Origin of the sequence: Pseudahrensia aquimaris (assembly GCF_042676045.1) — a bacterium.
In the GTDB taxonomy this organism is placed as follows: Bacteria; Pseudomonadota; Alphaproteobacteria; order Rhizobiales; family Rhizobiaceae; genus Pseudahrensia; species Pseudahrensia aquimaris.
Window position 1 is genome coordinate 640,078 of sequence record NZ_JBHTJV010000002.1, and the last position, 26,677, is coordinate 666,754.

General features: G+C 54.5%; 27 protein-coding genes. 22 read left to right on the forward strand and 5 right to left on the reverse strand.

Annotated features, from left to right (window positions below; translation table 11 throughout):
• The first annotated feature begins 132 nt into the window (after positions 1–132).
• The 15 genes from ACFQ14_RS02825 to ACFQ14_RS02895 all read left to right on the forward strand — a co-directional run bounded on the left by ACFQ14_RS02825 (position 133) and on the right by ACFQ14_RS02895 (position 15,806).
• A complete protein-coding gene (locus ACFQ14_RS02825) occupies positions 133–3,651 on the forward strand; it encodes an indolepyruvate ferredoxin oxidoreductase family protein (protein ID WP_377211180.1) in 3,519 nt (1,172 codons plus the stop codon).
• Positions 3,652–3,655: 4 nt separating this feature from the next.
• Complete coding sequence (locus ACFQ14_RS02830; protein WP_377211181.1) at positions 3,656–3,841, forward strand: hypothetical protein; 186 nt, start codon at positions 3,656–3,658, stop codon at positions 3,839–3,841.
• On the forward strand, positions 3,838–4,875 hold the full coding sequence (locus ACFQ14_RS02835) for a DUF2332 domain-containing protein (RefSeq protein WP_377211182.1): 1,038 nt from the start codon (positions 3,838–3,840) through the stop codon (positions 4,873–4,875). Before ACFQ14_RS02830 ends, ACFQ14_RS02835 begins: the two co-directional genes overlap by 4 nt.
• Positions 4,876–5,046: 171 nt before the next feature.
• Entirely contained in the window at positions 5,047–7,029 is a 1,983-nt protein-coding gene (locus ACFQ14_RS02840; RefSeq protein WP_377211183.1) for an AMP-dependent synthetase/ligase, read from the forward strand.
• Positions 7,026–7,844, forward strand: coding sequence for an ABC transporter ATP-binding protein (locus tag ACFQ14_RS02845; protein WP_377211184.1), 819 nt, complete (start codon positions 7,026–7,028; stop codon positions 7,842–7,844). Before ACFQ14_RS02840 ends, ACFQ14_RS02845 begins: the two co-directional genes overlap by 4 nt.
• Positions 7,841–8,026, forward strand: coding sequence for a hypothetical protein (locus ACFQ14_RS02850; protein ID WP_377211185.1), 186 nt, complete (start codon positions 7,841–7,843; stop codon positions 8,024–8,026). Before ACFQ14_RS02845 ends, ACFQ14_RS02850 begins: the two co-directional genes overlap by 4 nt.
• Positions 8,026–8,985: a branched-chain amino acid ABC transporter permease gene (locus ACFQ14_RS02855; RefSeq protein WP_377211186.1), complete on the forward strand. Its 960-nt coding sequence runs from the start codon at positions 8,026–8,028 to the stop codon at positions 8,983–8,985. Before ACFQ14_RS02850 ends, ACFQ14_RS02855 begins: the two co-directional genes overlap by 1 nt.
• Positions 8,985–9,371, forward strand: a complete 387-nt coding sequence (locus tag ACFQ14_RS02860; protein ID WP_377211187.1) for a hypothetical protein — start codon at positions 8,985–8,987, stop codon at positions 9,369–9,371. The genes ACFQ14_RS02855 and ACFQ14_RS02860 overlap by 1 nt, the downstream gene beginning before the upstream one ends.
• A gap of 70 nt (positions 9,372–9,441) precedes the next feature.
• Positions 9,442–10,518, forward strand: coding sequence for a branched-chain amino acid ABC transporter permease (locus ACFQ14_RS02865; RefSeq protein WP_377211188.1), 1,077 nt, complete (start codon positions 9,442–9,444; stop codon positions 10,516–10,518).
• Positions 10,519–10,652: 134 nt separating this feature from the next.
• On the forward strand, positions 10,653–11,951 hold the full coding sequence (locus tag ACFQ14_RS02870; protein WP_377211189.1) for an ABC transporter substrate-binding protein: 1,299 nt from the start codon (positions 10,653–10,655) through the stop codon (positions 11,949–11,951).
• 87 nt (positions 11,952–12,038) lie between these two features.
• Complete coding sequence (locus tag ACFQ14_RS02875) at positions 12,039–12,869, forward strand: ABC transporter ATP-binding protein (RefSeq protein ID WP_377211190.1); 831 nt, start codon at positions 12,039–12,041, stop codon at positions 12,867–12,869.
• Between the two features lie 83 nt (positions 12,870–12,952).
• On the forward strand, positions 12,953–13,789 hold the full coding sequence (locus tag ACFQ14_RS02880) for an ABC transporter substrate-binding protein (RefSeq protein WP_377211191.1): 837 nt from the start codon (positions 12,953–12,955) through the stop codon (positions 13,787–13,789).
• A 21-nt stretch (positions 13,790–13,810) separates the two neighbouring features.
• Entirely contained in the window at positions 13,811–14,620 is an 810-nt protein-coding gene (locus tag ACFQ14_RS02885; RefSeq protein ID WP_377211192.1) for an amino acid ABC transporter permease, read from the forward strand.
• Entirely contained in the window at positions 14,607–15,353 is a 747-nt protein-coding gene (locus tag ACFQ14_RS02890) for an amino acid ABC transporter ATP-binding protein (RefSeq protein ID WP_377211193.1), read from the forward strand. The genes ACFQ14_RS02885 and ACFQ14_RS02890 overlap by 14 nt, the downstream gene beginning before the upstream one ends.
• An 87-nt stretch (positions 15,354–15,440) precedes the next feature.
• Positions 15,441–15,806, forward strand: a complete 366-nt coding sequence (locus tag ACFQ14_RS02895) for a hypothetical protein (RefSeq protein WP_377211194.1) — start codon at positions 15,441–15,443, stop codon at positions 15,804–15,806.
• On the opposite strand, the gene ACFQ14_RS02900 is transcribed toward ACFQ14_RS02895, so the two are convergent.
• Positions 15,803–16,147, reverse strand: coding sequence for a Lin0512 family protein (locus ACFQ14_RS02900; protein WP_377211195.1), 345 nt, complete (start codon positions 16,145–16,147; stop codon positions 15,803–15,805). The genes ACFQ14_RS02895 and ACFQ14_RS02900 overlap by 4 nt on opposite strands.
• Positions 16,144–16,551 (reverse strand): Lin0512 family protein, encoded by a 408-nt coding sequence (locus tag ACFQ14_RS02905; protein WP_377211333.1) that lies wholly within the window; start codon positions 16,549–16,551, stop codon positions 16,144–16,146. Before ACFQ14_RS02905 ends, ACFQ14_RS02900 begins: the two co-directional genes overlap by 4 nt.
• Before the next feature lie 133 nt (positions 16,552–16,684).
• On the opposite strand from ACFQ14_RS02905, the gene ACFQ14_RS02910 reads away from it, so the two are divergent.
• The 3 genes from ACFQ14_RS02910 to ACFQ14_RS02920 are packed head-to-tail and all read left to right on the forward strand — an operon-like array spanning position 16,685 to position 19,128.
• Positions 16,685–17,155, forward strand: coding sequence for an STM3941 family protein (locus tag ACFQ14_RS02910; RefSeq protein ID WP_377211196.1), 471 nt, complete (start codon positions 16,685–16,687; stop codon positions 17,153–17,155).
• Between the two features lie 10 nt (positions 17,156–17,165).
• Positions 17,166–17,852 (forward strand): zinc metallopeptidase, encoded by a 687-nt coding sequence (locus ACFQ14_RS02915; RefSeq protein ID WP_377211197.1) that lies wholly within the window; start codon positions 17,166–17,168, stop codon positions 17,850–17,852.
• Positions 17,853–17,883: 31 nt separating this feature from the next.
• Positions 17,884–19,128 carry a phenylacetate--CoA ligase family protein gene (locus ACFQ14_RS02920; RefSeq protein ID WP_377211198.1) on the forward strand — a complete coding sequence of 415 codons (1,245 nt, stop codon included), beginning with the start codon at positions 17,884–17,886 and terminating at the stop codon, positions 19,126–19,128.
• Between the two features lie 75 nt (positions 19,129–19,203).
• Here ACFQ14_RS02920 and ACFQ14_RS02925 read toward each other — a convergent pair whose 3' ends face one another.
• Positions 19,204–20,700 carry a bifunctional metallophosphatase/5'-nucleotidase gene (locus tag ACFQ14_RS02925; protein ID WP_377211199.1) on the reverse strand — a complete coding sequence of 499 codons (1,497 nt, stop codon included), beginning with the start codon at positions 20,698–20,700 and terminating at the stop codon, positions 19,204–19,206.
• A 264-nt stretch (positions 20,701–20,964) separates the two neighbouring features.
• On the opposite strand from ACFQ14_RS02925, the gene hemH reads away from it, so the two are divergent.
• The 4 genes from hemH (at position 20,965) to ACFQ14_RS02945 (ending at position 24,576) form a co-directional block, all read left to right on the forward strand.
• Complete coding sequence (hemH, locus tag ACFQ14_RS02930) at positions 20,965–22,140, forward strand: ferrochelatase (protein WP_377211200.1); 1,176 nt, start codon at positions 20,965–20,967, stop codon at positions 22,138–22,140.
• Between the two features lie 172 nt (positions 22,141–22,312).
• Positions 22,313–22,963 carry a peroxiredoxin gene (locus ACFQ14_RS02935; RefSeq protein ID WP_377211201.1) on the forward strand — a complete coding sequence of 217 codons (651 nt, stop codon included), beginning with the start codon at positions 22,313–22,315 and terminating at the stop codon, positions 22,961–22,963.
• Positions 22,964–23,124: 161 nt separating this feature from the next.
• Positions 23,125–24,108, forward strand: a complete 984-nt coding sequence (locus tag ACFQ14_RS02940; protein WP_377211334.1) for an SPFH domain-containing protein — start codon at positions 23,125–23,127, stop codon at positions 24,106–24,108.
• A gap of 3 nt (positions 24,109–24,111) precedes the next feature.
• Entirely contained in the window at positions 24,112–24,576 is a 465-nt protein-coding gene (locus ACFQ14_RS02945) for an NfeD family protein (protein ID WP_377211202.1), read from the forward strand.
• Here ACFQ14_RS02945 and ACFQ14_RS02950 read toward each other — a convergent pair.
• Complete coding sequence (locus ACFQ14_RS02950) at positions 24,573–25,544, reverse strand: KpsF/GutQ family sugar-phosphate isomerase (protein ID WP_377211203.1); 972 nt, start codon at positions 25,542–25,544, stop codon at positions 24,573–24,575. The two genes, ACFQ14_RS02945 and ACFQ14_RS02950, sit on opposite strands and share 4 nt — an antisense overlap.
• A gap of 37 nt (positions 25,545–25,581) precedes the next feature.
• Complete coding sequence (gene galU, locus ACFQ14_RS02955) at positions 25,582–26,463, reverse strand: UTP--glucose-1-phosphate uridylyltransferase GalU (protein WP_377211204.1); 882 nt, start codon at positions 26,461–26,463, stop codon at positions 25,582–25,584.
• Positions 26,464–26,677: the final 214 nt, after the last annotated feature.

Here is a 26,677-nt window from a genome sequence, read left to right on the forward strand (position 1 = left end):
CATTTCTTGCGTCAGAAAGCTAAGTGATTTCGTATCGTTGCAAAGAGCGATGAAATCGCCGTGTTTATCTTGACGGCATGCCCCTTCGCACCCGACATTGGTGGTAAGTGTAGCGAAAGGGAGCGCGTTGACATGGCCAAATCTGACTCGACCAAATCAACTGGAACCAACGTGCAGAAGGCGCTTGCCGATGTGCGGCTTGCAGACCGTTACGATCTTTCCAAAGACAGTGTTTTCCTTACCGGCACGCAAGCTGTTGTGCGCCTTACGCTGATGCAAAAGGAGCGCGACCGCCAAGCTGGTTTGAACACCGGCGGTTACGTGTCCGGCTATCGCGGTTCGCCCATTGGTGGGCTGGATATGGCTATGTGGAAGGAAGAGGCAACTTTGAAGGCGAACGATATCGTCTTCGAACCAGGCCTCAATGAAGACCTTGCCGCCACCGCGCTTTGGGGAACGCAACAGGCGGAGATGCGCGGCGAGGGCAAGCACGATGGTGTCTTTGGGGTGTGGTATGGCAAAGGGCCGGGCGTTGACCGCTCAGGCGACGTGCTGCGTCACGCCAACCTTGCTGGGACATCGAAAAACGGTGGCGTGCTGGCGCTGATGGGCGACGACCATACAGCGGAAAGTTCCACCACAGCGCACCAGAGCGAATTTCACTTGCTTGATATCATGATTCCCATTCTGTCGCCTGCGGGTGTGCAGGAGATCCTCGACTATGGCGTCTTCGGCTACGGCCTGTCGCGTTATGCTGGCGTCTGGGTTGGTATCAAATGCGTCAAGGACACGATTGAATCGACTGCTGTGGTCGATGGTCGGGTTGACCGTGTTAAACTTGTTGAGCCGGAGCCTGACAAGCGTTCCAAGGGCGGTTTGAACATCCGCCCGAACGACCCGATCTTGGCCCAAGAAGCGCGCCTTCACGAAGAAAAGCGCGATGCAATTCTTGATTATGTAGCGGCGAACAAGATCAACAAGACCGTGCTTTCTGGCGGTAAGAAGCCGCGCGTTGGTGTCATCACTGCGGGCAAGTCTTATCTCGATGTGCGCCAAGCGCTGGACGATTTGGGCTTGGATGAAGTGTCCGCCAACAATCTGGGTCTGAGGCTCTATAAATGCGGTTGTGTTTGGCCGCTGTCGCGGGCTGAGCTTCGGTCTTTCGCCAAGGATCTGGATACCATCATCGTGGTCGAAGAAAAGCGTGCGCTAATTGAAGTTCAAGTGCGTGAAGAGCTTTATGACACGCGCTTCCGCCCGACTGTTGTGGGCAAGAAAGACGAGAATGGCGAATGGTTGTTCCCCGTCAAAGGTTCGCTTGATTCAAACCAGATTGCGATTGCCATAGGGGAGCGACTTAGCAAGGTTTCGCGTTCCAAAAAGCTAAAAGATGCGCTGACCCGTTTGAAAGACGCGCAAGAGACGCTGAAGAAAACTCAGAGCGTGGCGCAGCGTGTGCCTTATTTCTGCGCTGGCTGTCCGCATAATTCGTCTACTCATGTGCCGGAAGGTTCCCGCGCTTATGCAGGCATTGGGTGCCATTATATGGTGCAGTGGATGGACCGCGAAACCGAGGGCTATACCCAGATGGGTGGCGAGGGCGCTAACTGGGTGGGCGAGCATCACTTCTCAAAGCGCGACCACGTTTTTCAGAATTTGGGTGATGGCACGTACAATCATTCCGGTTATCTCGCCATCCGCGCGGCGGCTGCGTCGAAGGCTAACATTACCTACAAAATTCTGTTCAATGACGCGGTTGCGATGACGGGCGGCCAGCCGAATGAAGGTGGTTTGACGCCTTGGCAGATCGCCAACCAGGTCGCCGCTGAAGGGGCCAAGCGTGTGGTCGTGGTGACTGACGAGCCGGAGAAATATTCAAGCACAATTTCGTGGCCACTGGGCACGACAATCCACCATCGCTCGGAGTTGAATGCGGTGCAGAAAGAACTGGCGGCAACGCCGGGCCTAACCGCCATGATCTATGATCAGACCTGCGCCAGTGAAAAGCGGCGACGGCGCAAGCGGGGTCTGTTTCCTGATCCCGACAAGCGTGTCGTGATCAACGAAATGGTTTGCGAAGGCTGCGGCGATTGCGGTGTGAAATCTAACTGCGTCGCGGTTGGTGCGGTGGAGACCGAATTTGGCCGCAAGCGGCAGATTGATCAGTCTTCGTGCAACAAGGACTTCTCTTGCATCAACGGTTTCTGCCCCAGTTTCGTAACCGTCCACGGCGGCAAGTTGAAGACTGGTGCCAGTGCGCCGGGCCTGAAAGCGCCATTGCCGGAATTGCCGGAGCCAACGCTGCCCGCGCTGGAAGGTTCTTACGGCATAATCGTTACGGGTGTTGGTGGCACGGGTGTGGTGACTGTCGGTGCTGTGATGGGCATGGCGGCGCATTTGGAAGGTAAGGGATCGGCCATTATCGACATGGCGGGACTTGCCCAAAAAGGTGGCGAGGTCGCGAGCCATCTGCGCATTGCGCCCACACCTGACGACATAAAATCAATCCGTATCGCCGCTTCCGGTGCAGACCTAATTTTGGGCTGCGATATGGTCACAGCATCAACGCAAAAAGTGCTGGGTTCGATTGAACAGGGCCGCACTCGGGTTGTGGTCAACGCGCATGAGAAATTGTCGGGTGAGTTCACCCACAATGTCGATTTCTCATTCCCAACGCAGCGCATCCTGAAGACGCTTGACAAAGCCGCGGGCCAGGGCAATTGCTCGGTCGTTGAAGCCGAGAAAATCGCAACCGCGCTGATGGGGGATGCCATTGCGTCCAACATGTTCATGCTTGGCTACGCTTGGCAGCAGGGCACAGTGCCGATTTCGCGCGATGCCATTTTGAAGGCTATCGAGTTGAACGGTGTGCAAATTCCGATGAACCAGACAGCGTTCGAATGGGGCCGCGTTGCGGCGCACGATCTTGATTTGGTGCCGACCGCTGATCCGAAGACATCGCCTGTCTTGCCGCATCGCGAAATATCTCAAAGCCTGGAGGAGATGGTCGAACGCCGTGTGGTTCAACTCAGGGCTTATCAGAACGCATCCTATGCCAAGCGGTTTGAGGATCGTGTGGCGGCTGTTCGCGCGGCTGAAGAAGCTGTTGGCGGTAAAGGACGTTTGGCCGAGACCGTTGCGCGCAATCTCTACAAGCTGATGGCAATCAAGGATGAATATGAAGTTGCTCGGCTCTACGCTGATGGCGGCTTTGAAGAGCAACTCAAGAGCCAGTTTGAAAGCTGGGATTCGCTGGAATTCCATCTCGCACCGCCGCTGTTTTCCAAGCGCAACGATAAGGGCGAATTGATCAAAAAGCCCTATGGCCCTTGGATGATGAAAGCCTATCGACTGCTGTCGCGCATGCGGGTTTTGCGCGGATCCGTGCTGGATGTGTTCGGCTATACTGAAGAGCGGAAAATGGAGCGCCGTCTGCTGGCTGACTACGAGACTGTTTTGGACGAAATTCTAGATGGTCTGGATAAGAAGAGCCTCGCTGCAGCCGTTGCATTGGCAGATTATCCGCAACTCATTCGAGGTTTCGGTCACGTAAAAGAGGGTAATGTGGAGAAGACCGAACACGAACGCCGCCGCTTGCGCGCTGCGTTCAAGAATGTCGATGATGGCGGCATGTTGCAGGCAGCGGAGTAAGACAATGAGAGCGGTATATTTCTATTTTGTTTGGGCCGTCGCTATCGGCATTTGGAGCGTCGCACTGGTCTTTACGCTGCTTGGCTACACCAATGGCATGCCGATGTTCGGCAACGTCGCGCTTGCGGTTTCGGTGTTGGCGCTGATTGCTGCCATCATGCTTGGAAAGCGCGAAGGCGGCGCTTCTTGAGCGCGGCTGCGGACATATTCGAGCAACAGGCCTTTCATTGCCGCGACCTTGGTTCTCCTTTCACCGCCGATCTGTGTTTGGCTTTTGGTAAAAATCTCGATAGCCAAACGGCTGTCGGTAGGCTGATTAATTCTTGGGCGGGAAATCCTTCTTATCGCGCCGATGCAGTGCCGCTGCGCTTGTGCGGAGGGTTGCACGCCTTGGTTTTGCTGGAGCGGGATGGAGAACTGCACTCAGCATACCCGCCGCGTTGTATTAAAATACCCGATTGGGCGCTCATTGAACGGGTGTTAAACGATCACGAAGCGTTCCTGCTAGACTGGATGAAATCGCCGCCGCAAACCAATGAAGTGCAGCGCTCAAACGCGATCTGGCCTGCGCTGCAAACAATTGCTGCGACAACAAAAAGACAAATCGCACTTTGGGAAATTGGTGCAAGCGCAGGTTTGAACCTTCAGATGGATCGCTTCGCATTTGACCATGGTGGCCAAATGAGTGGCACAGCAGACAGTGCTGTGTTCTTGAGGCCCAATTGGGATGGACCTGTGCCACCCAACCAGCGTGTGGAGATTATCGACAAAGCAGCTTGTGATTTGAACCCGCTTGATCCCGCCGACAAGCAGGCGCAATTGCGCTTAATGTCGTATCTTTGGCCAGACCAAGAAGACCGGAAAAGACGCACTGCGGGCGCTTTGTCTTTGGCGCAAGCGCATCCGGTGGTGGTAGAAAAGATGGACGCCATCGAATGGTTGCGTGAGCGCTTGGCGCATCGCCAGCCTGATGCTTGCACGGTGATCTATACAACGATCGCCTGGCAATATTTGCCCGATGCTGCCAAGGCGCAGGGTGAAGCGATGATCCGAGCGGCTGGTGAGGCTGCGACTGCCGATCAGCCGTTGGCGCAGGTTCACATGGAAGGTGATGGTGAAAGCCCCGGTGCTGCGATAACCCTAAAACTCTGGCCCGACGGTGTTGACGCCAAGCTTGGGCGGGTGGATTTCCATGGAAGATGGCTGAAGTGGCACGGGCTTTAGAGGGCGCGGCATAAAAACACGCTCTTCATCTAAAGACTCCCTTGCGAATCTGTTCTGGCTGGGAAAGACTGTATGTCGCTGATGAAGTGGGAGTTTTATCGGTGATACAGGTCAATGAATGTTCGGCAACGAACGCTTTTCAACAATGACCCGGGGAGGAAATTCCAGGCCATGAATGCGCCAGTTCGTAAAAGCGACGCATCGCTCGACACGTTTCCAAAACTGCTGCTGAACAACGCAAAGAGATTTGCGGACCGTCCAGCCATGCGGTTGAAGGATTACGGGATCTGGCAAACGTGGACATGGGCCGAAATGGCTCGTGAGATTGAAGACTATTCTCACGGCCTTCGCACGCTCGGTTTCAAGGCGGGTGACAAGGTTGCAGTGGTGGGTTCCAACCGCCCGGCACTGTATTGGACTTTTGCCGCCGTGCAGGCGATTGGTGGCGTGCCGATCCCGGTCTACGCCGACAGCGTAGCGGACGAGATGGTCTACGTGCTGGAGCATGCGGAAGTGCGCTTTGCCGTTGTTCAAGACCAGGAGCAGGTCGACAAACTGCTCTCTATCAAAGACCAACTGCCCAATCTGGAAGTGATCATTTACGACTGGGAGCGTGGATTGGGCGACTATGACGAGCCGTTCCTGCACTCCGTCAAAGACGTTCAAGAAATGGGGCGTAAGGCTGTCGCGGCTGATCCATCGCTGAAGGAAAAGTGGCTGGATGAAATTGCCAAGGGTAAGGGCGAAGATTTGTCCGTCATGCTTTACACATCCGGCACGACGGGTAAGCCGAAAGGCGTGATGTTGTCCTACGACAATCTGGTTATCTCGTCGCGGAATGCCAATGCGTTCGACAATTTTGACGAGAATGATGAGATTATCGCCTACCTGCCTCTCGCTTGGGTCGGCGATCATATTTTCTCCTACGGCCAATCCATGACCGCAGGCTATTGTGTTTGCTGCCCGGAAAGCCCGGAGACGGTGACGGAAAACCGCCGCGAAATTGCGCCCACATATTTCTTCGCACCGCCGCGTGTATTCGAAGGGCTGCTCACTGACATCATGGTGAGAATGGAAGACGCATCTGCTTTCAAGCAGAAGATGTTTCATTACTTTTTGGGCGTCGCGAACCAAGTCGGTGAAAAGCTGCTGAATGGTGATAGCGTGGGTTTTCTTGACAGGCTGAAATACAAACTCGGCGATTTTTTCGTTTATGGCCCTTTGAAAAACCGTCTCGGCATGAGCCGTATGAAGGTGGGTTACACGGCTGGCGAAGCCATCGGGCCAGAAATTTTCCGCTTCTACCGCTCGTTGGGGCTGAACCTGAAGCAACTATACGGGCAGACGGAAGCGAGCGTCTATGTGACTGCACAACCCGACGGGCAGATTTCCGCCGATACCGTCGGCACGCCATCGCCGGATGTGGAAATCGAGATCGCTGACAATGGCGAAGTCATGTATCGCTCACCGGGCGTGTTCATGGGCTATTATAAGAACGATGCCGCAACCAAGGACACCAAAACCAAAGACGGTTGGGTGCATACGGGCGATGCTGGCTTCCTGGATGCCAACGGGCATTTGCGGATTATCGACCGCGCCAAGGACGTGGGCAAACTGAACAACGGCTCGATGTTCCCGCCGAAATATATCGAGAACAAGCTGAAGTTCTTTCCTAACATCAAAGAGGCCGTCGCCATCGGCGATGGTCGTGACTACGTGGCGGTGATGTTGAATATCGACCTGCAACCTGTGGCCAATTGGGCTGAGCGGAACAACATCGCCTATGGCTCCTATCAGGAACTCGCCAACCACCCGCTCGTGTACAAAATGATGTCCGAGCATGTGGATGAAGTGAACCGCGATCTGGCGTCAGAAGAGCGCGTAGCTGGCGCGCAGATTTCCCGCTTCCTTGTGCTGCACAAAGAGTTGGACCCTGATGACGGCGAACTTACCCGCACAATGAAAGTGCGCCGCTCGCTCATCAACGAACGCTACGCCCCGCTTATCGACGCGCTATACGATGGCTCGACCGAGAAATACGTTGAAACCGAAGTTACGTTCGAAGACGGACGGAAGGGCAAGATTTCCGCGACAGTGAAAATCGCGGACACGAAAATCTATGCGCCACAAGCGATGAAGGAGGCTGCGGAATGAACGCGCACGATTCTACCCTTCACGCCAAAGACGATGGCATAGCGCCGGGCGCCGAACTTCTGCGCGTTGATAACGTCACGCTTCGCTTTGGCGGGGTTACGGCGATTTCGGATATTTCGTTCGATATTCTCAAAGGCGAAGTGCGGGCGATTATCGGCCCGAATGGTGCTGGCAAGACTTCAATGCTGAACGTAATCAACGGGTTCTACCATCCGCAGGAAGGCACAATTCGGTTTCGGGGCGAAACGCGCACCAAGATGAAGCCCTATGAGGCTGCTGCTTCAGGCATTGCGCGCACGTTTCAGAATGTGGCGTTGTTCACCGGAATGTCGACGCTGGACAACATCATGTCTGGCCGGTCGCTGGCGATGAAGGAAAGTTTTCTGAAGCAGATGTTCTACTACGGTCCTGCGCGCAACGAAGATATTGAACATCGCAAGAAGGTTGAAGAGATAATCGACTTTCTTGAGATCGCGCATATCCGCCGCCAGCCTGTTGGAAAGCTGCCTTACGGTTTGCAGAAGCGGGTTGAGCTTGGCCGCGCTTTGGCTTTGGAGCCGGATCTGCTGCTGCTGGACGAACCAATGGCCGGCATGAACCTTGAAGAAAAAGAGGACATGAGCCGTTTCATTATCGATGTGAACCAACAATTTGGCACGACGATTGCGCTGATTGAACACGATATGGGCGTGGTGATGGATCTGGCTGACCGTGTTGTGGTTCTGGACTATGGCAAGAAGATCGCTGATGGCCCGCCGGAAGAGGTGCAGGCCAGCCAAGAGGTGATCGATGCTTATCTGGGAGTGCCGTATTGATCGAAGTTCTCGATTTCCTGCGATCCTATTCGCCCGGCCTTTTGATTGGTGCCGGGGTTGCGCTGCTGGTGGTGCCGAAATGGATCCGTGTGGTGATCGCGCTGGGGCTGATTTTTGTTGGTGTGAATGAATTGTATCCGGACCTTTTTGGGGTTCGCTTGCCTGAGGGGGCGCAGACCTGATGGATCTTTTGAACTCAATTTTTGTCGAGCCGTTTACGCTCATCTACGAAATTCCCGATCTGTTTTTGCAGACGCTATGGGAAGGTTTTGTGGGTGGTATCCTTTATGCGCTGATCGCTCTCGGTTTCGTGCTGATCTTCAAGGCATCCGGCGTGTTCAACTTCGCGCAAGGCATTATGGTGGTGTTTGCCGCGCTCGCTTTGGTGTCTCTGCACACAAAATTCGGCCTACCCGCATGGCTTGCACTGTTGCTGGCAATCGCGTTGATGGGTGTATTGGCGGTGGGGATCGAGAGGCTGGTCTTGCGGCCGCTTGTGGGGCAGCACGATGCGATATTGTTGATGGCAACAATCGGCCTGACGCTATTCTTGCAAGGCGCTGGTGAGACGATTTTTGGTGGTGAGCCGCAGCCGATGATCACGGAAGAACTGGGTCTCCCGACAGGCGCGAGCGACTGGGAAGTCTTTGGCGGGCGGGTGACGTTCCAGCATATTGATATCGCAGCGGTCGTTATCGCCACGCTGATGGTAGCGGCGCTGGCCGTGTTCTTCTCCAAGACCCGCATCGGACGGGCGCTTCGTGCTGTGGCGGATGATCACCAAGCTGCGCTGTCGGTTGGTATTTCGCTGAACCAGATCTGGGTGATCGTGTGGTTTGCCGCTGGCATCGTAGCGCTGGTGACGGGCATCATGTGGGGCGCGCGCTCAGACGTGTCGTTCGCGCTGGAAGTCATCGCGTTGAAAGCACTGGCGGTGCTGATCTTGGGTGGGTTTACGTCCATCCCCGGCGCCATCGTCGGCGGTCTGATTATCGGCATCGGCGAGAAAGTATTCGAAGTTTACTGGGGCGGCATTTTCGGCGGCGGCGTCGAAGCCTGGTTCGCCTATGTACTGGCTCTCGTGTTCCTGCTGTTCCGTCCGCAAGGGCTGTTCGGAGAGAAGATTATTGAGAGGGTGTAATGCGCATGGCCGCCTTAATTTCGATGGGAGTTCTCTTTGGTAGCCCCACGCACGCCTCTGTTTCGGAGGTTTCTGTCGCGTCGATGGAACGGTGTGTAGGCCTGCTGCGGCTGCTTCTCAATTCCAAACCTGGGGTTATCAAGCCAAATGATAAAGTCATTAACAGCGTTCAGCATGAGGAATTGATGAAGATTCTGGTCGAACGTACTGCCGAACACTCTGCTGATATCAGCAATCGGGTCGTCCGACAGTATCGAGACTTGAACGAAAAACACCAAATGCTGCTGGCCGACCCTAACAATCCGCGCACTCTGGCATCAGTGGATTACTTGAATGGCGAGGCCAAAAAATGCCGGGCTGTCTTTGACACTGTGGGCATCAAATGAGCGCATCAACGAAGATCAAATGTCTAAATGCCGCGACAGTCACTGCTGCTGCATAGGGAAGGGCTAAGATATGTTTTACCGTGAAGCCGGGCAGTTCAAAACGACTTACGCCGCTGACCAAGCGATCTTTCCAATTTTGCAGGATCGTATCGGGCTGACGCTGATTATTATCGCAGCGTTTGCACTGCCCTTGTTTGGGACAGACTTCTTCATCAACTCTCTCATGATCCCGTTTCTTATTTTTGCCTTGGCGACAATGGGGCTGAATATTCTGACCGGCTACGCGGGTCAGCTTTCATTAGGCACGGGTGCGTTCATGGGAGTTGGTGCCTATTCTTGCTATAAATTGACGACGATTTTTCCGGACGTAAACATCCTCATTCACGTTTTGCTGTCGGGCTTTTTCGCAGCAATTATCGGCATGATGTTTGGTTTACCGAGCCTGCGCATTAAGGGGCTGTATCTTGCCATTACCACTTTGGCGGCGCAGTTCTTTCTGGAATGGTGCTTTATTCGCATTCCGTGGCTCTACAACTACAACGATTCCGGCGCTATCGAAGTGCCGCAGAGAGAGCTTTTGGGCGTCACCGTAACCGGCGCAGCTGCGTCGCCCATGGCGCGATACTATGTCGTGCTTGCGTTTGTCATCGGTCTGACATGGATCGTTTCAAACATCATTCGTGGGCGTATTGGCCGGTCTTGGATGATGATCCGAGATATGGATATTGCGGCTGAACTAATGGGGATTAAGCCGCTCAACGCCAAACTCTCCGCCTTTGCGCTGTCGTCTTATATCTGCGGCGTTGCCGGTGCGCTCATGGTGTTTATGTGGCTTGGCGCAGCGGAGGTTGAGAGCTTCAACATCAACGTCTCTTTCCAGGTTCTGTTTATGGTTATCATTGGTGGCATGGGTTCGTTGATTGGGTGTTTCCTCGGTGCGGCATTTATCTGGATGCTGCCGATCATCATCCGTGTCGTGCCGACGCTGGCTGGCATTGATGTTGGCGCAGCGACAGTTGACCACATCTCGCGCATGATGATCGGCGCATTGATTATTCTGTTCCTGATTGTCGAGCCGCACGGTTTCGCGCGACTTTGGCAGATCACCAAGGAGAAGCTCAGAACTTGGCCGTTCCCCTATACCTAATCTAAGATGGGGAATGGCTGTCCGGTCCGGGAGGGATCGGAGAGAGAATGCTGGTGGCACTCGAGACCGCGCCAACAGCTTTAAAACAAGGTTTCGCAATCGGCGCGTATCGCGCTGCATTTTGGAGGAAGAAAATGAAACTCAAATCACTCATTGCCGGTGCGGCAGCCACGGTTATTACCATGGCAGGCTACACATCAATGGTTCAGGCGGAAGAACTGTATGTGCCATCGCTGTCCTATCGCACTGGTCCATTCGCTGGCGGTGGTATTCCATTCGCCAACGGCTTTGCCGACTACCTCAACATGCTCAACGAGCGTGACGGTGGCATTGGTGGCGTGAAAGTCGTCGTTGAAGAATGCGAAACAGGCTACAATGCTCAAAAGGGCGTGGAGTGCTACGAAGCGACCAAGGGCAAAGGCGCTCTGGTCTACAACCCGCTTTCAACCGGAATTACGCTCCAGCTGATCCCAAAAGCTCCGGTCGACGAAATCCCCGTTCTTTCGATGGGCTATGGTCTTTCCGCTGCCGGTATCGGCGAGAAGTTTCCATGGACGTTCACATACCCAACGTCTTATTGGAGCCAGCTTTCATCGATTCTGAAATACATTGATTCCAACGGTGGCCTGAAGGGCAAGAAAATCGGCTTCATCTATCTTGATGCCGGTTATGGCCGCGAACCCATTCCGCTGCTTGATAAACTTGCACCGCAGCTGGGCTTTGAATGGGTTGGCTTTCCAGTCGCTGGTCGCGACATGCAAAACCAGAGCGCCCAGTGGCTCAACGTGCGCAAAGAGCGTCCTGACTGGATGATCATGTGGGGCTGGGGCGCGATGAACGCGACCGCAGTCAAAGAAGCCGCTAAAATCCGCTTTCCACTCGATAAGTTCATCGGCAACTGGTGGGCTGGCGCTCATGCAGACCTCGATGCAGTTGGCGAAGCAGGCAAAGGCTACAAGGCGGCCAACTTCTCCGGTATCGGCGCGGATTTCCCTGCGCTTCAGGACGTGAAAAAGCTGGTTGTTGATGCAGGCAAAAGCCAAGTCGATCCTGAAAAGGTTGGCGATGTTCTCTACAACCGTGGTCTCTACAACGCTGTGATCGTGGCTGAAGCGATTGCAACGGCGCAGAAAATGACTGGCAAAAAGGTCATTAGCGGCGCTGATATGCGCATGGGCCTTGAGAACTTCATTCTCGATCAAGCTCGTTTGACTGAGCTTGGTCTGCCAAACTTCACTGGCGATCTGAAAGGCGACTGCAAGGACCACGAGGGCGGCGGTGCTGTCTTCATCCAGCAGTGGAACGGTTCCGACTGGGAGAAAGTCTCCGATCTTATCCCGCCGATGACGGACGTTGTGCGTCCGCTGCTTGAAGAAGCGGCTGCTGGTTACATCGCTGACAAGCCAGAGTGGAAAGGCCAAACCTGCGGGTAAGGCTTTGCGTCTCTAAACACTCGATGGGCGCGGCATTGCTCGCGCCCATTTCTCCCTTCCGTTGCCGCGCTAAATGTGAGCTCGTCCATGTCTACTGCCGAACAAGTCTCGCCTGCTGAAACCATTCTCGAAGTGAACAACATCGAGGTGATCTACGATCATGTGATTTTGGTGCTCAAAGGTGTCTCGTTGACCGTGCCCCGTGGTGGTATTGTCGCAATTCTTGGTGCGAACGGTGCTGGCAAGACCACAACGCTCAAAGCGATTTCCAATCTTCTGGGTGCGGAACGTGGTGACGTGACAAAGGGCAATATCCTGTTCAAGGGCGAGGAGGTTCAGAGCCTTTCACCCAACGATCTGGTGCGGCGCGGCTGCATCCAGGTAATGGAGGGCCGCCATTGTTTCGGTCATCTGACGATTGAAGAAAATCTGCTCACAGGTGCCTTTACCCGCAAGGATGGTGCTGCGGCTATCAAGGACGATCTTGAACTCGTCTACACCTATTTTCCGCGCTTGAAAGAGCGACGCTCTTCGCAGGCGGGATATACGTCTGGCGGTGAACAGCAAATGTGCGCCATCGGTCGCGCGCTCATGTCTCGCCCAGAGATGATTCTGCTGGACGAGCCGAGCATGGGGCTTGCGCCGCAGCTTGTGGAAGAAATTTTCGACATCGTGAAAAAGCTCAACAGCCAAGAAGGTGTCTCTTTCTTGCTGGCCGAGCAAAACACCAACATCGCGCTGCGTTATGCGACCTATGGATATATTCTGGAATCCGGTCGCGTGGTTCTCGATGGCGAAGGTGCTGCCCTGCGCGAGAACGAGGATGTGAAGGAATTCTACCTCGGTGTTGGCGGTGAAGGCCGCAGGAGTTTCCGCGATGTGAAACACTACAAGCGGCGCAAACGCTGGCTGGCCTAAGCGCGTCAACTAAAACTATGGACTCCGGCACGCATTATTCGCCAAGGTGATGGGACGATTTAGTTGTTCCACGGAGATACCCAATGCGCCTCTCATTCTTACGTTTGTTGGCCGGTGGCCTTCTTCTCAGCACGAGCTTAATTGCATCGCCGGCACTTGCTGCAAACGAATGCGCTCAGGGTAAAACTCTGACAGATGGCGTTCTAACGATCGCTACAGGCAATCCGGCCTACTATCCTTGGGTGATCGACGACAAGCCGGAGGAAGGAAAAGGCTTTGAGGCGGCGGTTGCCTATGCCGTAGCCAAGCAAATGGGTTTTGCAGCCGATCAAGTGACTTGGGTTCGCACTTCTTTTGACGAGGCCATTCAGCCTGGCGAGAAGAATTTCGACTTCAACATGCAGCAATATTCGATCACTGAGGACCGTGAGAAAGTGGTTGATTTCTCGGTGCCTTATTACACAGCAGCGATGGCCGTTCTGGTGCGCAAGCAGACTATTGAAGGCGGCTTGAAGCCGGATATCGCTTCGCTGAAAAAATTGAAATGGGGTGCAGTCGGCACCACAACGGCTGTGCCTGTTTTGTTTGACTTGGTGAAGCCGGACAATGATCCATTGCTTTATGATGATACCGCAAACGTTGCTGAAGCCATGAAAGCGAACCAGATTGATGCGGCGATTTTCGATCTGCCGACAGCGCTCTATCTGTCTGCTGTCGTGGTGGAAGATGGTGCGCTGCTTGGCCAGTTTGCGCCAGAGCTGTCAAAGAACCCCGATCAGTTCGGCATGTTGATGACAGAAGGCAATCCGTTGAAGGAATGCGTGGATGCCGCGATCACCGCGCTTAAAGAGGATGGCACACTGGCGAAACTTGAGGCCAGTTGGCTACAGGAAGCCACAGGCGTTCCGCTGATCAAGTAGAAGCACATTCAGGGGCAGGCTATGACCAGACGCGAGGCTTATGAGGCCAAAGCGCGGCGGCGTTCTGGCCTGATCGCTGGCGTCAGCACGTTACTTGTGTTGCTCGCCATCTACTTCCTCATTCCGCTCACCCCCGGATGGGAGCGGGTTCGCGATAGCTTTTTCAACTGGGAAGTTGCGCAGCGCACGTTTCCCCGCCTGTTAGAAGCCTTCATGCTGAATGTTGCAATTTTCGCATGGTCGGCACCGCTGGTTGCGCTGGTTGGTTTGGGTGTCGCTCTGGCGCGGGGCGTGCGTGCACCAGCCCTGTTCCCCTTGCGCATATTTGCTGTTTTCTACACTGATGTTTTTCGGGGTATTCCGGTGGTGTTGACGATCTACCTGATCGGTTTTGGCATTCCGGGCCTTGGTCTGCCGCGGCCTTGGAACAGTCCTTATATTTGGGGAACCGTAGCGCTGGTGCTGACATATAGTGCTTATGTGGCCGAGATATTGCGCTCTGGCATCGAGAGCATCCACCCCAGCCAACGGGCAGCGGCGATCTGTCTTGGGTTGTCGGAGCGAGACGCGATGCGATATGTGATTTTGCCCCAAGCGGTCCGGCGCGTGGTGCCAGCTAACATGAACATGTTCATAGCGCTACAAAAGGATGTGGCTTTGTTGAGCTTTATCGGGCCGGTGGAGATTTTGCGCCAAGCAGGGGTGTTTAAGAGCCTGCTTGCCAACTTCACTCCGTATGTTGTTGCAGCAGCTATTTTTCTTTGTGTCACTGTGCCTGCCACCCGCTACGCGGATTACCTAATGTCGAAGCAACGCCATGAACGAGGCTAAACTTTCACTCTCAGGCGTGGTCAAACGCTTTGGCGAGAACATTGTGTTGGACGGGGTCAGCATGGATGTTTCTGCGGGCGAAATGGTGTGCCTCATCGGCCCTTCCGGCTCGGGAAAGTCCACATTGTTGCGCTGCATGAACGGTCTTGAGCCGGTGAATGATGGCGCGATCCTGCTCGACGGGTTTGATATCGCGGAACCCGGCATAGACCTCGCGCCCGTGCGGCGTCGCATCGGGATCGTGTTCCAGTCGTTCAACCTGTTTCCGCATATGAACGCGATGGACAACGTCCTGCTAGCGCCCAGGCGGGTATTGGGCAAAACCGGGGGCGAGGGACTGGCGGCGGCGGAAGCGTTGTTTGAGCGGTTTGGTTTGCGTGATCACATGATGAAATTTCCTGATCAGCTTTCGGGTGGTCAGCAGCAACGTGTGGCTGTAATTCGCGCTCTGGCGATGAAGCCGGAAATCATGCTGTTTGATGAAATAACTTCTGCGCTTGATCCCGAATTGGTGGGTGAGGTTCTGGACGCCCTGCGTGCGCTGCGTGATGAAGGCATGACGATGGTGCTGGCCACTCACGAAATGGGTTTTGCACGTGAACTCGCAGATCGCGTTTGTTTTCTCGATGGTGGACGGATTGTGGAGGCAGCAAGTCCTGACGTGCTTTTCAGCGAGCCGAAAGAAGATCGAACCCGGGCGTTTCTGCGTAGTGTGCTGGAGCGGAGACTGTGACCAAGTGCAGCGATGAATTGCCACGATGACGCCGCAGGCATTGTGCAGCATGGTGGTCTCAGCCAGAAATTGCACTTCGGAGTTCTCATGACACGCGCCCTGAAATCCACCGCTATTGCTCTTGGCCTGACCTTGGCCGCAACTTCGCTCACGGCCTTACCGGCAGCTGCGAAGACTTTGAGCCGTTCCGAAATAGGCGCGGCGATGATCAACAAAACGATAACAACCCGTCGGTTCGGGATGCGTATCACTATGCGCTACAAGCCTAACGGCACGGTTTCAGCCAAGTCGCTTTTGGGTACCATCAATGGAACCTGGCGTTATTCCGGGTCCAACCGGGTGTGCACCACGTTTCCAAGCGGCCCCGCCAAGGGCACGTCTTGCGCCACTTACACCAAAACCGGCGCCAACAGCTATCGCACTTCGGCGGGCGTTTCGTTCCGCGTGAACTAGAGCGGCAGCCGCACGATGATGCCGACGTTGACGATCACACTGGTGCGGTCGGTCACGTCGTCATAAATGTTTAGTCCGCCAAACACGGCTTTTGGCGTCACTCTTCCATACGGCAACTCTGCTGCTGCAGCTTGAAGGTCAATTTTTTCTGGCTCCTGCGCTGCCACATTTAGTTCGATCTCCATCGTATCGGGGTCGATATCTAGGCTTTTGAACAGGGTGAGCGATGAATGGTGGATAGCGTCCTGCACAGCGCGGCGGGCAGCTTTTGTATAGTCCATTCCGTAAAGGTCGTTGCCGGTGCCCATTTCCAGAATAATGCGTTTCAGCTGCTTGCTCATTGTCCCGCTCCATCTGGCAAATCGAGGTAGACGATCAGCGCTGCGTTCGCCATGATCGTTCCCCGGCTGCCATCGTCTTTCGGTGTGTCCATGCCACCGCGTTCGACCCGTACTTCGCCGCGCCCGTATGGCAGCATGTCGGCAACGGCTTGTTTGTCGACCTTATCGGGCTCGGCCACGCCAATGATGATATCGACCACCATTTCCTCGCGGGGCACGCCGAATGCGTCTGCCACAACCAGTGAGTTCTGTCGAAGCGCATTGTGAACGGCACGTGTGGCGGCTTTGGTATAATCTTGGCCCCGAATATCGGTACCCATACCCAATTCCATAACCATGCGTTTAAGCGGCATTGTCGGCATCTCCGTTAGTGAGTTTTTAGCATTGCCCTCCATTTCCAGCACTGGCAACTGCCGATCTCTTGCCTGGCCTGAATACTTACAGTTTGATGTGCGGACGTTATGGCGCGACTGTTGGATACAAGTTGGCGCATTTGCGCTCTACACAGCCGCTGCGCGAAACACTATCTTATACGGCATGAGTAAAACGCAATTTCGTTATTCCCAAACCTCGTTTCGCAAATCGGTGCTGGCCGCTTTGGGCTTGACGCTGATTGTGACTTTTCTGGTCTGGCTTTTCGCCCAGTTGTTTGGCCTACGTTACTACAACACCGTCACATTCGTTTCTGGCCTGATATTTTTTGGCTTCTGCTCGGCGGCAATGATCTGGCGGTATTTGCGCAAAGACATTGTGCTGGCGGTGCGGCCTGATGGGTTGTTTGATGCGCGCTATTCCAGCGAGCCAGTGCCGTGGGATGCGATCAAGGACATTCGTCTGGGGCGGGTTGAAAACGATTTTCAGCTCTCGGTCTATCTTTGGCCACGAGAACTGAAGGCCGATGCGGAGGAGCAGGGATTTGTGATTGATCTCGCGCCGCTTGACGCTGGCATCGAACAGGTTTTGGACGTGGTATCGGGTCATAAGCCCGTGACCGTGCCGAACCAGTAGGACGCGCGCTGTGGCAATTCTAGGCTTATTGGGCGTCTTGGTGATCGGTTTGCTGATCTTTGCTCCGCAGTTTTGGGTGAAAAAGCAGATGCGCGTGAACTCTGTCGAGCGCGCGGATTTTCCTGGCACGGGCGGCGAACTGGCCGAGCATCTCATTGAGCATTACGGCATTGAAGGTGTGGGCGTTGAGACCACCGATCGCGGTGACCACTATGATCCCGAAGCGAAGATGGTTCGTCTGCTTCCGCAGCATTTTGAAGGCCGCAGCCTCACCGCCGTGGCTATTGCGGCGCATGAGGTTGGCCACGCCTTGCAAGATTATCGGCAGGAGCGTGGTCTGACATGGCGCAACCGGCTGGTGCGTTTTGCGATGATGACGGACAAATTCGCGACCATCTTTTTCATCGCCGCACCGGTGTTGGGCGTGATTGCTCGCACGCCAGCTGCATTCTTCGGTCTGGCAGCTATCGGTATCAGCCTGCTTGCGGTGCGAGTGTTAGTGCATCTGGTTACGTTGCCGGTGGAATACGATGCGAGTTTTGGAAAGGCGCTGCCCATATTGAAGGAAGGCGGCTATCTACATGAAGAGGATTTGCCAGCCGCCCGTTCGGTGTTGAAAGCGGCTGCTTTGACTTATGTTTCAGCAGCGCTGATGGGACTGATTGATCTGGCACGTTGGATTAGAATTTTGAGATAGCGCCGCTGCGGCGCGTGCAGGAGGGGATGTTTTGAGCGAGTTTTTTGAGGACCGCGAAGCGGTGAACCACGGCGAGCGAGAGGCGGCGCTTTTCGGGCGTTTGGCTGGCTATGTGAGTGAGGCTGTGGCTGTTTCGGAGGGATTGGCGGCGCATTTGGCCGGGCACGACTTGGCCAAAGTATCGTCGCGCGAAGCACTGGCCGCTTTGCCCGTATTGCGAAAATCGGATTTGATGGAAGCGCAAGCAAAGAAACCTCCGTTCGGTGGTTTCGCCAATGTGAAGGCGCTTGAAGGCAACCGCGTATTCCTCTCCCCCGGCCCTATTTGGGAGCCACAAGGCTTGGGCGCAGACCCTTGGGGCAGTGCGCGGGCGCTCTATGCAGCTGGGTTTCGGCGCGGTGATGTGGTGCACAATGCGCTGTCTCACCACATGACGCCCGGCGGGTTTATTCTTGATTCCGGCGCTTTGGCGGTTGGCTGCACGGTTTTTCCGGCGGGCATCGGCAATACCGAAATGCAAGTTGAAGCGGCGCGAGATCTTCAGCCTGTCGCTTATGTGGGCACACCGGATTATCTAAAAGTTATTCTCGATAAAGCTGACGAGATGCAAGTTGATCTATCTTGCATCACTAAGGCGCTCGTTTCGGGCGGGGCGCTGTTTCCCTCCATGCGTGACGCTTATCGCGAGCGCGGGGTGAACGTGCTGCAATGTTATGCGACCGCTGATTTGGGCACGATTGCTTATGAAAGCCTCGTCGGCAGTGCCCCAGGTGAGGGCATGATCGTCAATGAGGATTTGATCGTCGAAATATGTCGGCCCGGCACGGGCGACCCTGTGGCCGAAGGCGAGGTGGGTGAATTGGTGGTGACGAATTTCTCGCTCGCCTATCCGCTCGTGCGATTTGCGACTGGCGATCTATCAGCGGTTTTGCCCGGCGAAAGCGCTTGTGGGCGCACCAATATGCGCATCAAGGGCTGGATGGGCCGTGCTGACCAGCGCACCAAAGTCAAAGGCATGTTTGTTGATCCGAAGCAGATCGACATGCTGGTGAAGCGTCATAACGAAATCGCTGCTGCTCGGTTGAGCGTTGTGCGCGATGGAGACAGCGATGCGATGCGGCTGGATGTTGTGGCCTCAGGGCAGGGTGATGTTGATCCGTCCGCATTGCAGGCATCGCTGCGGGAAATCACCAAGCTGGGCGGAGAAGTCATCTTGGTCGAGACGCTGCCGAATGATGGCAAGGTGATCGACGATCAACGTGACTACGAGAGCTAGTTTGTCCGTTGAGGCAACAAAAAAGGGCGGTTGGAGAATGTTCCAACCGCCCTTTTTTGATTGATCTGACGATCTCTACTTGATCGTCACACGGCCTTCAATTGCTGATTTCACACCGCCCTGATCGCGAATGAAGCTCATCACGTCGTTGGCCATCAGCTTGGCGCTGTCTGCGTCGATCAAGGTTTTGCCCTTGCGCAACATGCTGTAACCGTCGCCGCCCCTCGCCATAAAGTCGTTGGTCGAAAGCGTATAGGTTTTTGCCATGTCCAGAGGTGCGCCGCCCACCATAACGTTGCTGACCCGCTCGCCAGCCGGCTTAGCCGTATCAATTTCATATTTTAAATTGGAAACCTGCAGAAAACTACCGGTTGGCTCCGGCGCAGTACGAGCGCCATGCTCCAACGCTTCCTTGATAATTTCGCCGGTCACTTCCAGTTTCACGTTGACGTTGCCGAAAGGCAGTTCGGTAAGCACGTCGCGCCGCGTAACAGTGTGACCTGCGTCGTAGACTGTGTTGCCGCGAATGCCACCGCCGTTGGTGAAGGCGATTTCAGCGTCCACCGCAACGCGCATGGCGTCTGCGATCAGGTTGCCGATGACGGTTTCGCCAGCGCGGACGGAGGCACGACGGGAATCCATTTCAACCGATGATTGCCCAAGTGGAACATCGAGTTCTTTTGATAATGTGGCTTCGTATTCACCAACTTTTGCCTGCACTTCATTGTCCGGCACGACTGTGGCCGTATCGACAATGCGGAAGTTTGGCCACCAACGGACGCGGCGCTGACCACGGCTTTCGCCAATGTCGAATTCGACGTCCATCATGGTCACGTATTCGGCTTCTTCCTTCGATTCCACCAGTGCACGACGGCCATCGTAGAAGACGTGCAGTGTGTGATCATGGCCTGAAAGAACGATATCGACGCCGCCTTGATACAGCAGATCAAAGTCCATCTGCTGCGCGGTGTGCACCACGGCGACGACAACGTCCGCGCCTTGTTCTTTCAGCATGGCGGAAGTTTTTTGCGCGGTTTCTAGCGTTGGCAAAAAGGTGATGTCACCGGGCGATGAAAGCTGCGGCGTATCGGCTGTGGTTAGGCCCATCATGCCGATTTTGACGCCACCGAATTCCAGAATTTTGGTATCGTCAAAACCGGGAATAGGCGCGCCGTTTCGGCGGGTGTTGGTGGCGAGTTTTGGAAATTTGCCTTCCTGCATTCGCTCAATGAACACGTCTGGGCCAAAATCGTATTCGTGGTTGCCAGGGACAAGAACATCCGGCGGTGTCATATTCAGCAATTCGATCATATGCGCGCCTTTGTCGAAGCCTGCTAGAATCGAGGGCGAGAGCAAATCGCCGGGATAGACAAAGACGGTATTGCCGCCTTTGGCGCGTTCGGCTTTCACCACGGCCGCCAATCGGGCAACACCGCCACGGTCTTTGCCAGACATGGTGTCCATATCGCTGGCTGTGATGAACGTCACGGTGACCTTTTCGGCTAAGGCCGCTGTCATGGAAGCGGCGAGAAGACCTGCCGTTACGGCAAGGCTTTTGAGGAGTTTCGTCATGTTTTTCTCCAGATAAAACGCGGTGTTGATGCTGTGCGTGGCATCACGCGGTGGTTGCTGTTTGTGCCCCGAAATTCGTTCGTGCAGCTTTGCACTTATGTGAAACAGCGTCACCAGCACTGGCGATCAAATTGTCGGCCTGTGCATAATTATCTCTGTGGGTGCGACAGTGATGCGCTTTCACAACATTGAATTTGTAGGCCGTTTGCGTACATACCTTCCAGCAACGCAATCGGTGTCCAGCGCCGCTTTATTTGGTGAAGCATGAATCAAGCCGTAAAGACCAAGGCCTCGAAGGCTGACGCGCCAGCCGCGAAAAGCGGCCCTGCGCCGAAGGCTAAGGCCAAGAAAACGGTTGTGCCCAAACCTGCTCCAGCAAAGACATCCGGCTCATTGGCGTTTTCGCGAGATGTTTCTGCCGAGCATTTTCCGCCCGAACACCCAAAAGTCGCATTCGGCAAAATTGGCGTTTTGTTGGTCAATCTTGGAACGCCGGACGGCCATGATAAAAAGAACATGCGCAAATATCTGAAAGAATTTCTTTCAGATCGTCGCGTGATTGAAACACCGCGCGTCATCTGGTGGCCGCTCCTCAATGGCATCATTTTGAACGTCCGTCCGAAGAAATCTGGCGCTCTTTATGCGTCAATCTGGAATGAGGAGATGGACGAGTCTCCGCTGCGCACCTTCACACGATCGCAGTCTGATCAGCTGGCTGAGCGAATGAGCAAGCACACGGATATCGTGTTCGACTGGGGCATGCGCTACGGCAATCCCTCCATCGAAAGCCGCATGAAGGCACTTCAGGATGCTGGTTGCGAGCGCATTTTGGTGTTTCCGCTTTATCCACAATACAGCGCCGCGACCACAGCGACCGTGAACGACAAGACGTTCGAATCGCTCATGAAAATGCGCTGGATGCCTGCTTTGCGCACCGTGCCACCTTATCACGATGATCCGGCGTATATCGAGGCTCTGGCGAAGTCGATCCAGAAGCATTTAGACGGACTGGATTTTGAGCCGGAGCACATTGTTGCCTCTTACCATGGCATTCCAAAAAGCTATTTCCGCAAGGGCGACCCCTATCATTGCCACTGCTTGAAAACGTCTCGACTGCTCAAAGAGCATATGGGCTGGGAGGATGGCTTTCTCATCTCCACTTTCCAGTCTCGCTTCGGGCCGGAAGAATGGCTGCAGCCCTATACTGACAAGACCGTGGAGCAGCTCGCCAAAGACGGAATCAAACGCATCTGCGTCGTGAACCCTGGATTTTCTTCCGATTGCCTGGAGACGCTGGAAGAGATCGCCGGCGAAGTCTGCGAAGAATTTGAAGACAATGGCGGCGAGCAATTCAGCCATATCCCCTGCTTGAACGATGGCCCCGAGGGCATGGACCTGATTGAACAGATCGTGCGCCGCGAATTGCAGGGCTGGATTTGATCGCTGTTCTGCGAGATTGCGTTTCTCAATAAAGCGCTTGAGTGGAACAGGTTTTCCCCAGGCGGGTGCTAATTAGACTTCGCGCTCTGTTTTCGGGTTTGTAGCGACCTATATTCGAGTCGAGCGGCAACACCGAAACAATTTTTGCCGAGACATTCGAAAGGAACCTATTATGGGCTTGCGCATCAACGACACGATTCCGGATCTCACAGTCACCACCGATCACGGCAAAATTTCGCTGCATGATTGGGTTGGCGATAGCTGGGCGGTGATCTTCTCACACCCAAAAGACTTCACCCCCGTTTGCACCACTGAATTTGGTGCTGTCGCGCAGCTTGCCGATGAATGGGCTAAGCGGAACACGAAGGTGCTTGGCGTCTCGGTGGATGGCGTGGAAGACCATGTAAAATGGAAAAAAGACATTGAAGCGGTTGGCGGTGCAGAGGCGACATTTGCGATCGTCGCTGATGACGGCCTGGAAATGGCGAAAGCCTTTGACATGCTGCCTGCTGAATACGTGCTGCCAGATGGTCGTACGCCTGCCGATAGCGCAACGGTGCGTTCGGTCTTCATTATTGGCCCGGACAAGCAGGTTAAGTTGATGATGACCTATCCCATGACGGTTGGTCGTAACTTCGCTGAAATCTTGCGAGCGCTTGATGGCCTTCAGATGTCAACCAAAGGCGTGGCAACACCAGCTAACTGGGAAATAGGGCAAGATGTTATTGTTCCGGCGACCGTGTCTACCGAAGATGCTGAAGCCAAATTTGGCAAAGTAAACGTGGTTTTGCCGTATCTGCGCACGGTCAAAGCGCCCAACTAGGGGCGTGAAAAGCCATATTTTCGAAAGGTCGGAAAGCCATCGGTTTTCCGGCCTTTTTCGTTTTCGCCTAATTAACCGTGCGCTTACCGATTGCGCGCAGTTTGTTTGAAAATTGGCCGAACCATCACCATATGAAGTGGCGAAATGGAGAGATTTTCATGCTGACTATTGCAGACATTACTATCGTTATTCTGGGCTTCTTGTTGGTCATCACGATCTTGTCGATGATCAAAATTGTGCCGCAGGGGTTCAACTACACCGTTGAGCGGTTCGGGCGCTATGTGAAGACTTTACAGCCGGGCCTGTCGATCATCACGCCGTTTATCGAGCGTGTTGGCACTAAGATGAACATGATGGAGCAGGTGCTCGATGTTCCAACGCAAGAAGTCATTACCAAAGATAACGCCACTTGTAGCGTTGACGGGGTGACGTTTTATCAGGTGCTGGATGCGTCGAAGGCTTCATACGAGGTTTCCAACCTTCAAAACGCGATTCTGAACCTGACGATGACTAACATCCGAACGGTCATGGGTTCGATGGATCTGGATGAATTGCTGTCCAAACGGGACGAAATCAACGCCCGTATCCTGCATGTTGTCGATGACGCTGTATCGCCTTGGGGCATCAAGATGACCCGCATTGAGATTAAGGACATCAATCCGCCGCGTGATCTGGTAGATTCTATGGCGCGTCAGATGAAGGCGGAACGCGAAAAGCGTGCGCTCATTCTGGAGGCGGAAGGCGAACGTCAGGCTGCTATATTGAAAGCCGAAGGCGCAAAACAGGCGGTTATTCTGGATGCGGAAGGTTTGCGCGAAGCGGCCTTCCGGGAATCCGAAGCCCGCGAGCGTGAGGCCGAAGCTGAAGCCAAGGCCACTCAGGTTGTCTCCGAAGCAATCGGCAACGGTAATTCGCAAGCGATCAACTACTTCATCGCACAGAAATACACCGAAGCGCTGTCGACTATCGGTTCAGCCAACAACCAAAAAGTGCTGATGTTGCCGATGGAAGCCACTGCGCTTATGGGCACGTTGGCTGGCATTGGTGAAATCTCGAAGGAAGTCTTTGGTGCCGATACTAAGCCTTCAAAACCTGCCGCGCCCCGCAGCCGCTCGGTACCTCCAACGACTAATCGCGGAGGTTAAGCAATGATTTTTGATACCGTATCTTCGCTCGGACCGTGGACATGGCTGATCGTCGGTTTGCTTTTGCTGGTCGGTGAAGCGGTGGTTCCAGGTGTTTTCCTCATGTGGTTTGGCATTGCCGGTGTCGTGATCGGCGGTCTTTCGTTGCTGCCATTTGCCGATGTTGCTTGGTGGCCTTGGCAGGTGCAGTTGGTCGCGTTTGGTGTTTTGTCGCTCGTGCTGGTCTTCGTGGGAAACCGACTTTTCCCATCCAACAGCAAGGACGACGAGGCATCGAAAATGAACGACCCGCTCGCTAAGTTTGTTGGCCGTGATGCGCTCGTTTCCGAGGCCATTGAGAACGGTGTTGGCCGCGTGAAACTTGGCGATACCGTATGGCGCGTGCGCGGTGCGGACGCTGCTGCGGGGGCTAAAGTTCGCGTTGTTGCCGTGGAAGAGCAGACACTGATCGTTGAGCCGATCGCTTAAGCAACGCCTACGCGTAGAAGATCGTGCAGGTGGATTATGCCGACGGGTTTCGGCCCCTCCGTCACCATCAGGGCGCTGATTGACTTCTTGTTGATGAATTCGAGTGCGGCTGCGGCCAGTTCATCGGGCAAAACGGTTTTTGGATCGCGTGTCATAATATCATCGACACGTTCAGACAAAAGATTCGGACTGAGGTGACGGGCGAGATCACCGTCCGTGATGATACCGATGAGATCGCCGTTTTTGTTGGTGACGCCAACGCAACCGAAACCCTTCTGCGAGATTTGCAAAATCGCATCCGTCATGAGTGTACCCGTCTGCACAATCGGGACTTCTTCGCCGGTGTGCATCAGATCGCGTACATGCATAAGTTTGGCACCCAATTGTCCGCCGGGGTGGAAAACGCCAAAATTATCCGCTGTGAATTCGCGGCCTTCCAACAGTGCGATCGCTAGGGCGTCGCCCATAGCGAGTGTCATGAGCGATGACGTGGTAGGCGCGAGGTTGTGTGGGCAGGCTTCTTTTTCCTTGGGCAATGCGAGTACTACGTCCGCGTGACTCGCGAGCGTTGATGTTTCGCTAGAGGTGATCGCGATCAACGGAATGGAGAACCGCTGGGAATAGGCAATGGTGCCGCGCAGTTCTGTTGTCTCGCCCGACCATGATAGCGCAAGAATGGCGTCGTCACGCGCAATCATCCCAAGGTCGCCGTGGTTGGCCTCTGATGGATGCACGAAGAAAGCAGGCGTGCCGGTTGAAGCTAGGGTCGCAGCAATTTTCGCGCCGATATGGCCGCTTTTGCCCACACCGGTGACGATAACGCGCCCTTTGATGTCGCCCATGATCTTGCAGGCTTCAACAAAGGCATCGCAGAGCGGGCCTTGCAAAGCATCATGCAGGGCGGAGAGCCCAGCTTGCTCAACGGACAGGGTTTTGAGCGCGGAGCGCAAGGAAGATGTGCTTGTCATGGCCGCCTTCTACTCTGATTAACCGTAGGAATGAAGGTCAATTCTTCAGTGCGTCTAAGATCAGTTTTCTGACTGCAGGGCCAATGTCATCCCGCTCCAAGGCAAAGGAAATGTTGGCGGCGATGAAGCCCTCTTTAGAGCCGCAATCGAAAGTCTTGCCCGTGAAGGTGTAGCCGTAAAAATCTTGCTCGTCCGCCAGCCGCAACATCGAATCAGTTAGTTGTATTTCGTTGCCCGCGCCTTTTTGCTGGTTGGCCAAGAGTGTGAAAATTTCGGGTTGTAGGATGTAGCGACCGTTGATCATCAAGTTGGACGGCGCAGAATCTTGCGATGGTTTTTCCACCATGCCGTCGATTCTGAAGCCTTTTCCGATGGCTTCTCCAGCAGCGACGATGCCGTAGTTTGACACTTCGTCGGGTGCGCATTCCTCAACAGCAATAATGTTGCCGCCGGTCTCACGATAGACTTCCATCATGGATGCGAGGCAACCTTTTTGCGCCTGCATCACCATATCAGGCAGCAGCAAGGCAAAGGGTTCGTTTCCAACGATCTCACGCGCGCACCATACGGCGTGGCCAAGACCCAACGGTTCTTGCTGGCGGGTAAAACTTATCATGCCCGCTTCTGGCTGATAGCTGTCCAAAAGCTGCAGAAGATCATGCTTTTCGCGCTCTGCCAGTGCTGCATTGAGTTCCGGCTGGATGTCAAAATAGTCTTCAATAACGTGCTTACCGCGCCCCGTTACGAATACGCATTGCTCGACTCCGGCTTCCAAAGCTTCGTTCACAGCGTATTGGATAACCGGCAGATCAACGACTGTCAGCATTTCCTTCGGAACAGCTTTTGAGGCGGGCAGAAAGCGGGTGCCAAGGCCTGCTACGGGGAATACGGCGGTTCTTACCGGCTTTACTTGGGGCATTGGAATGTGCCTTTCATTACGCTTAGCGCTTTGCTCTATGGTAACAGTGAGACGAGACAGCAGTTAATCGGTTCCTGCCACGAATGCGACCTTTTGTTCGTCTCAAACATGGTAAACGAAGTGTTAACACTCTTGAGGTTGAGTGGTGCACACGTAGGCGCACTATGTATTTTCGGGCTGGTTCGATTTTTCAAGCGTGGTATCGCCCGATCGT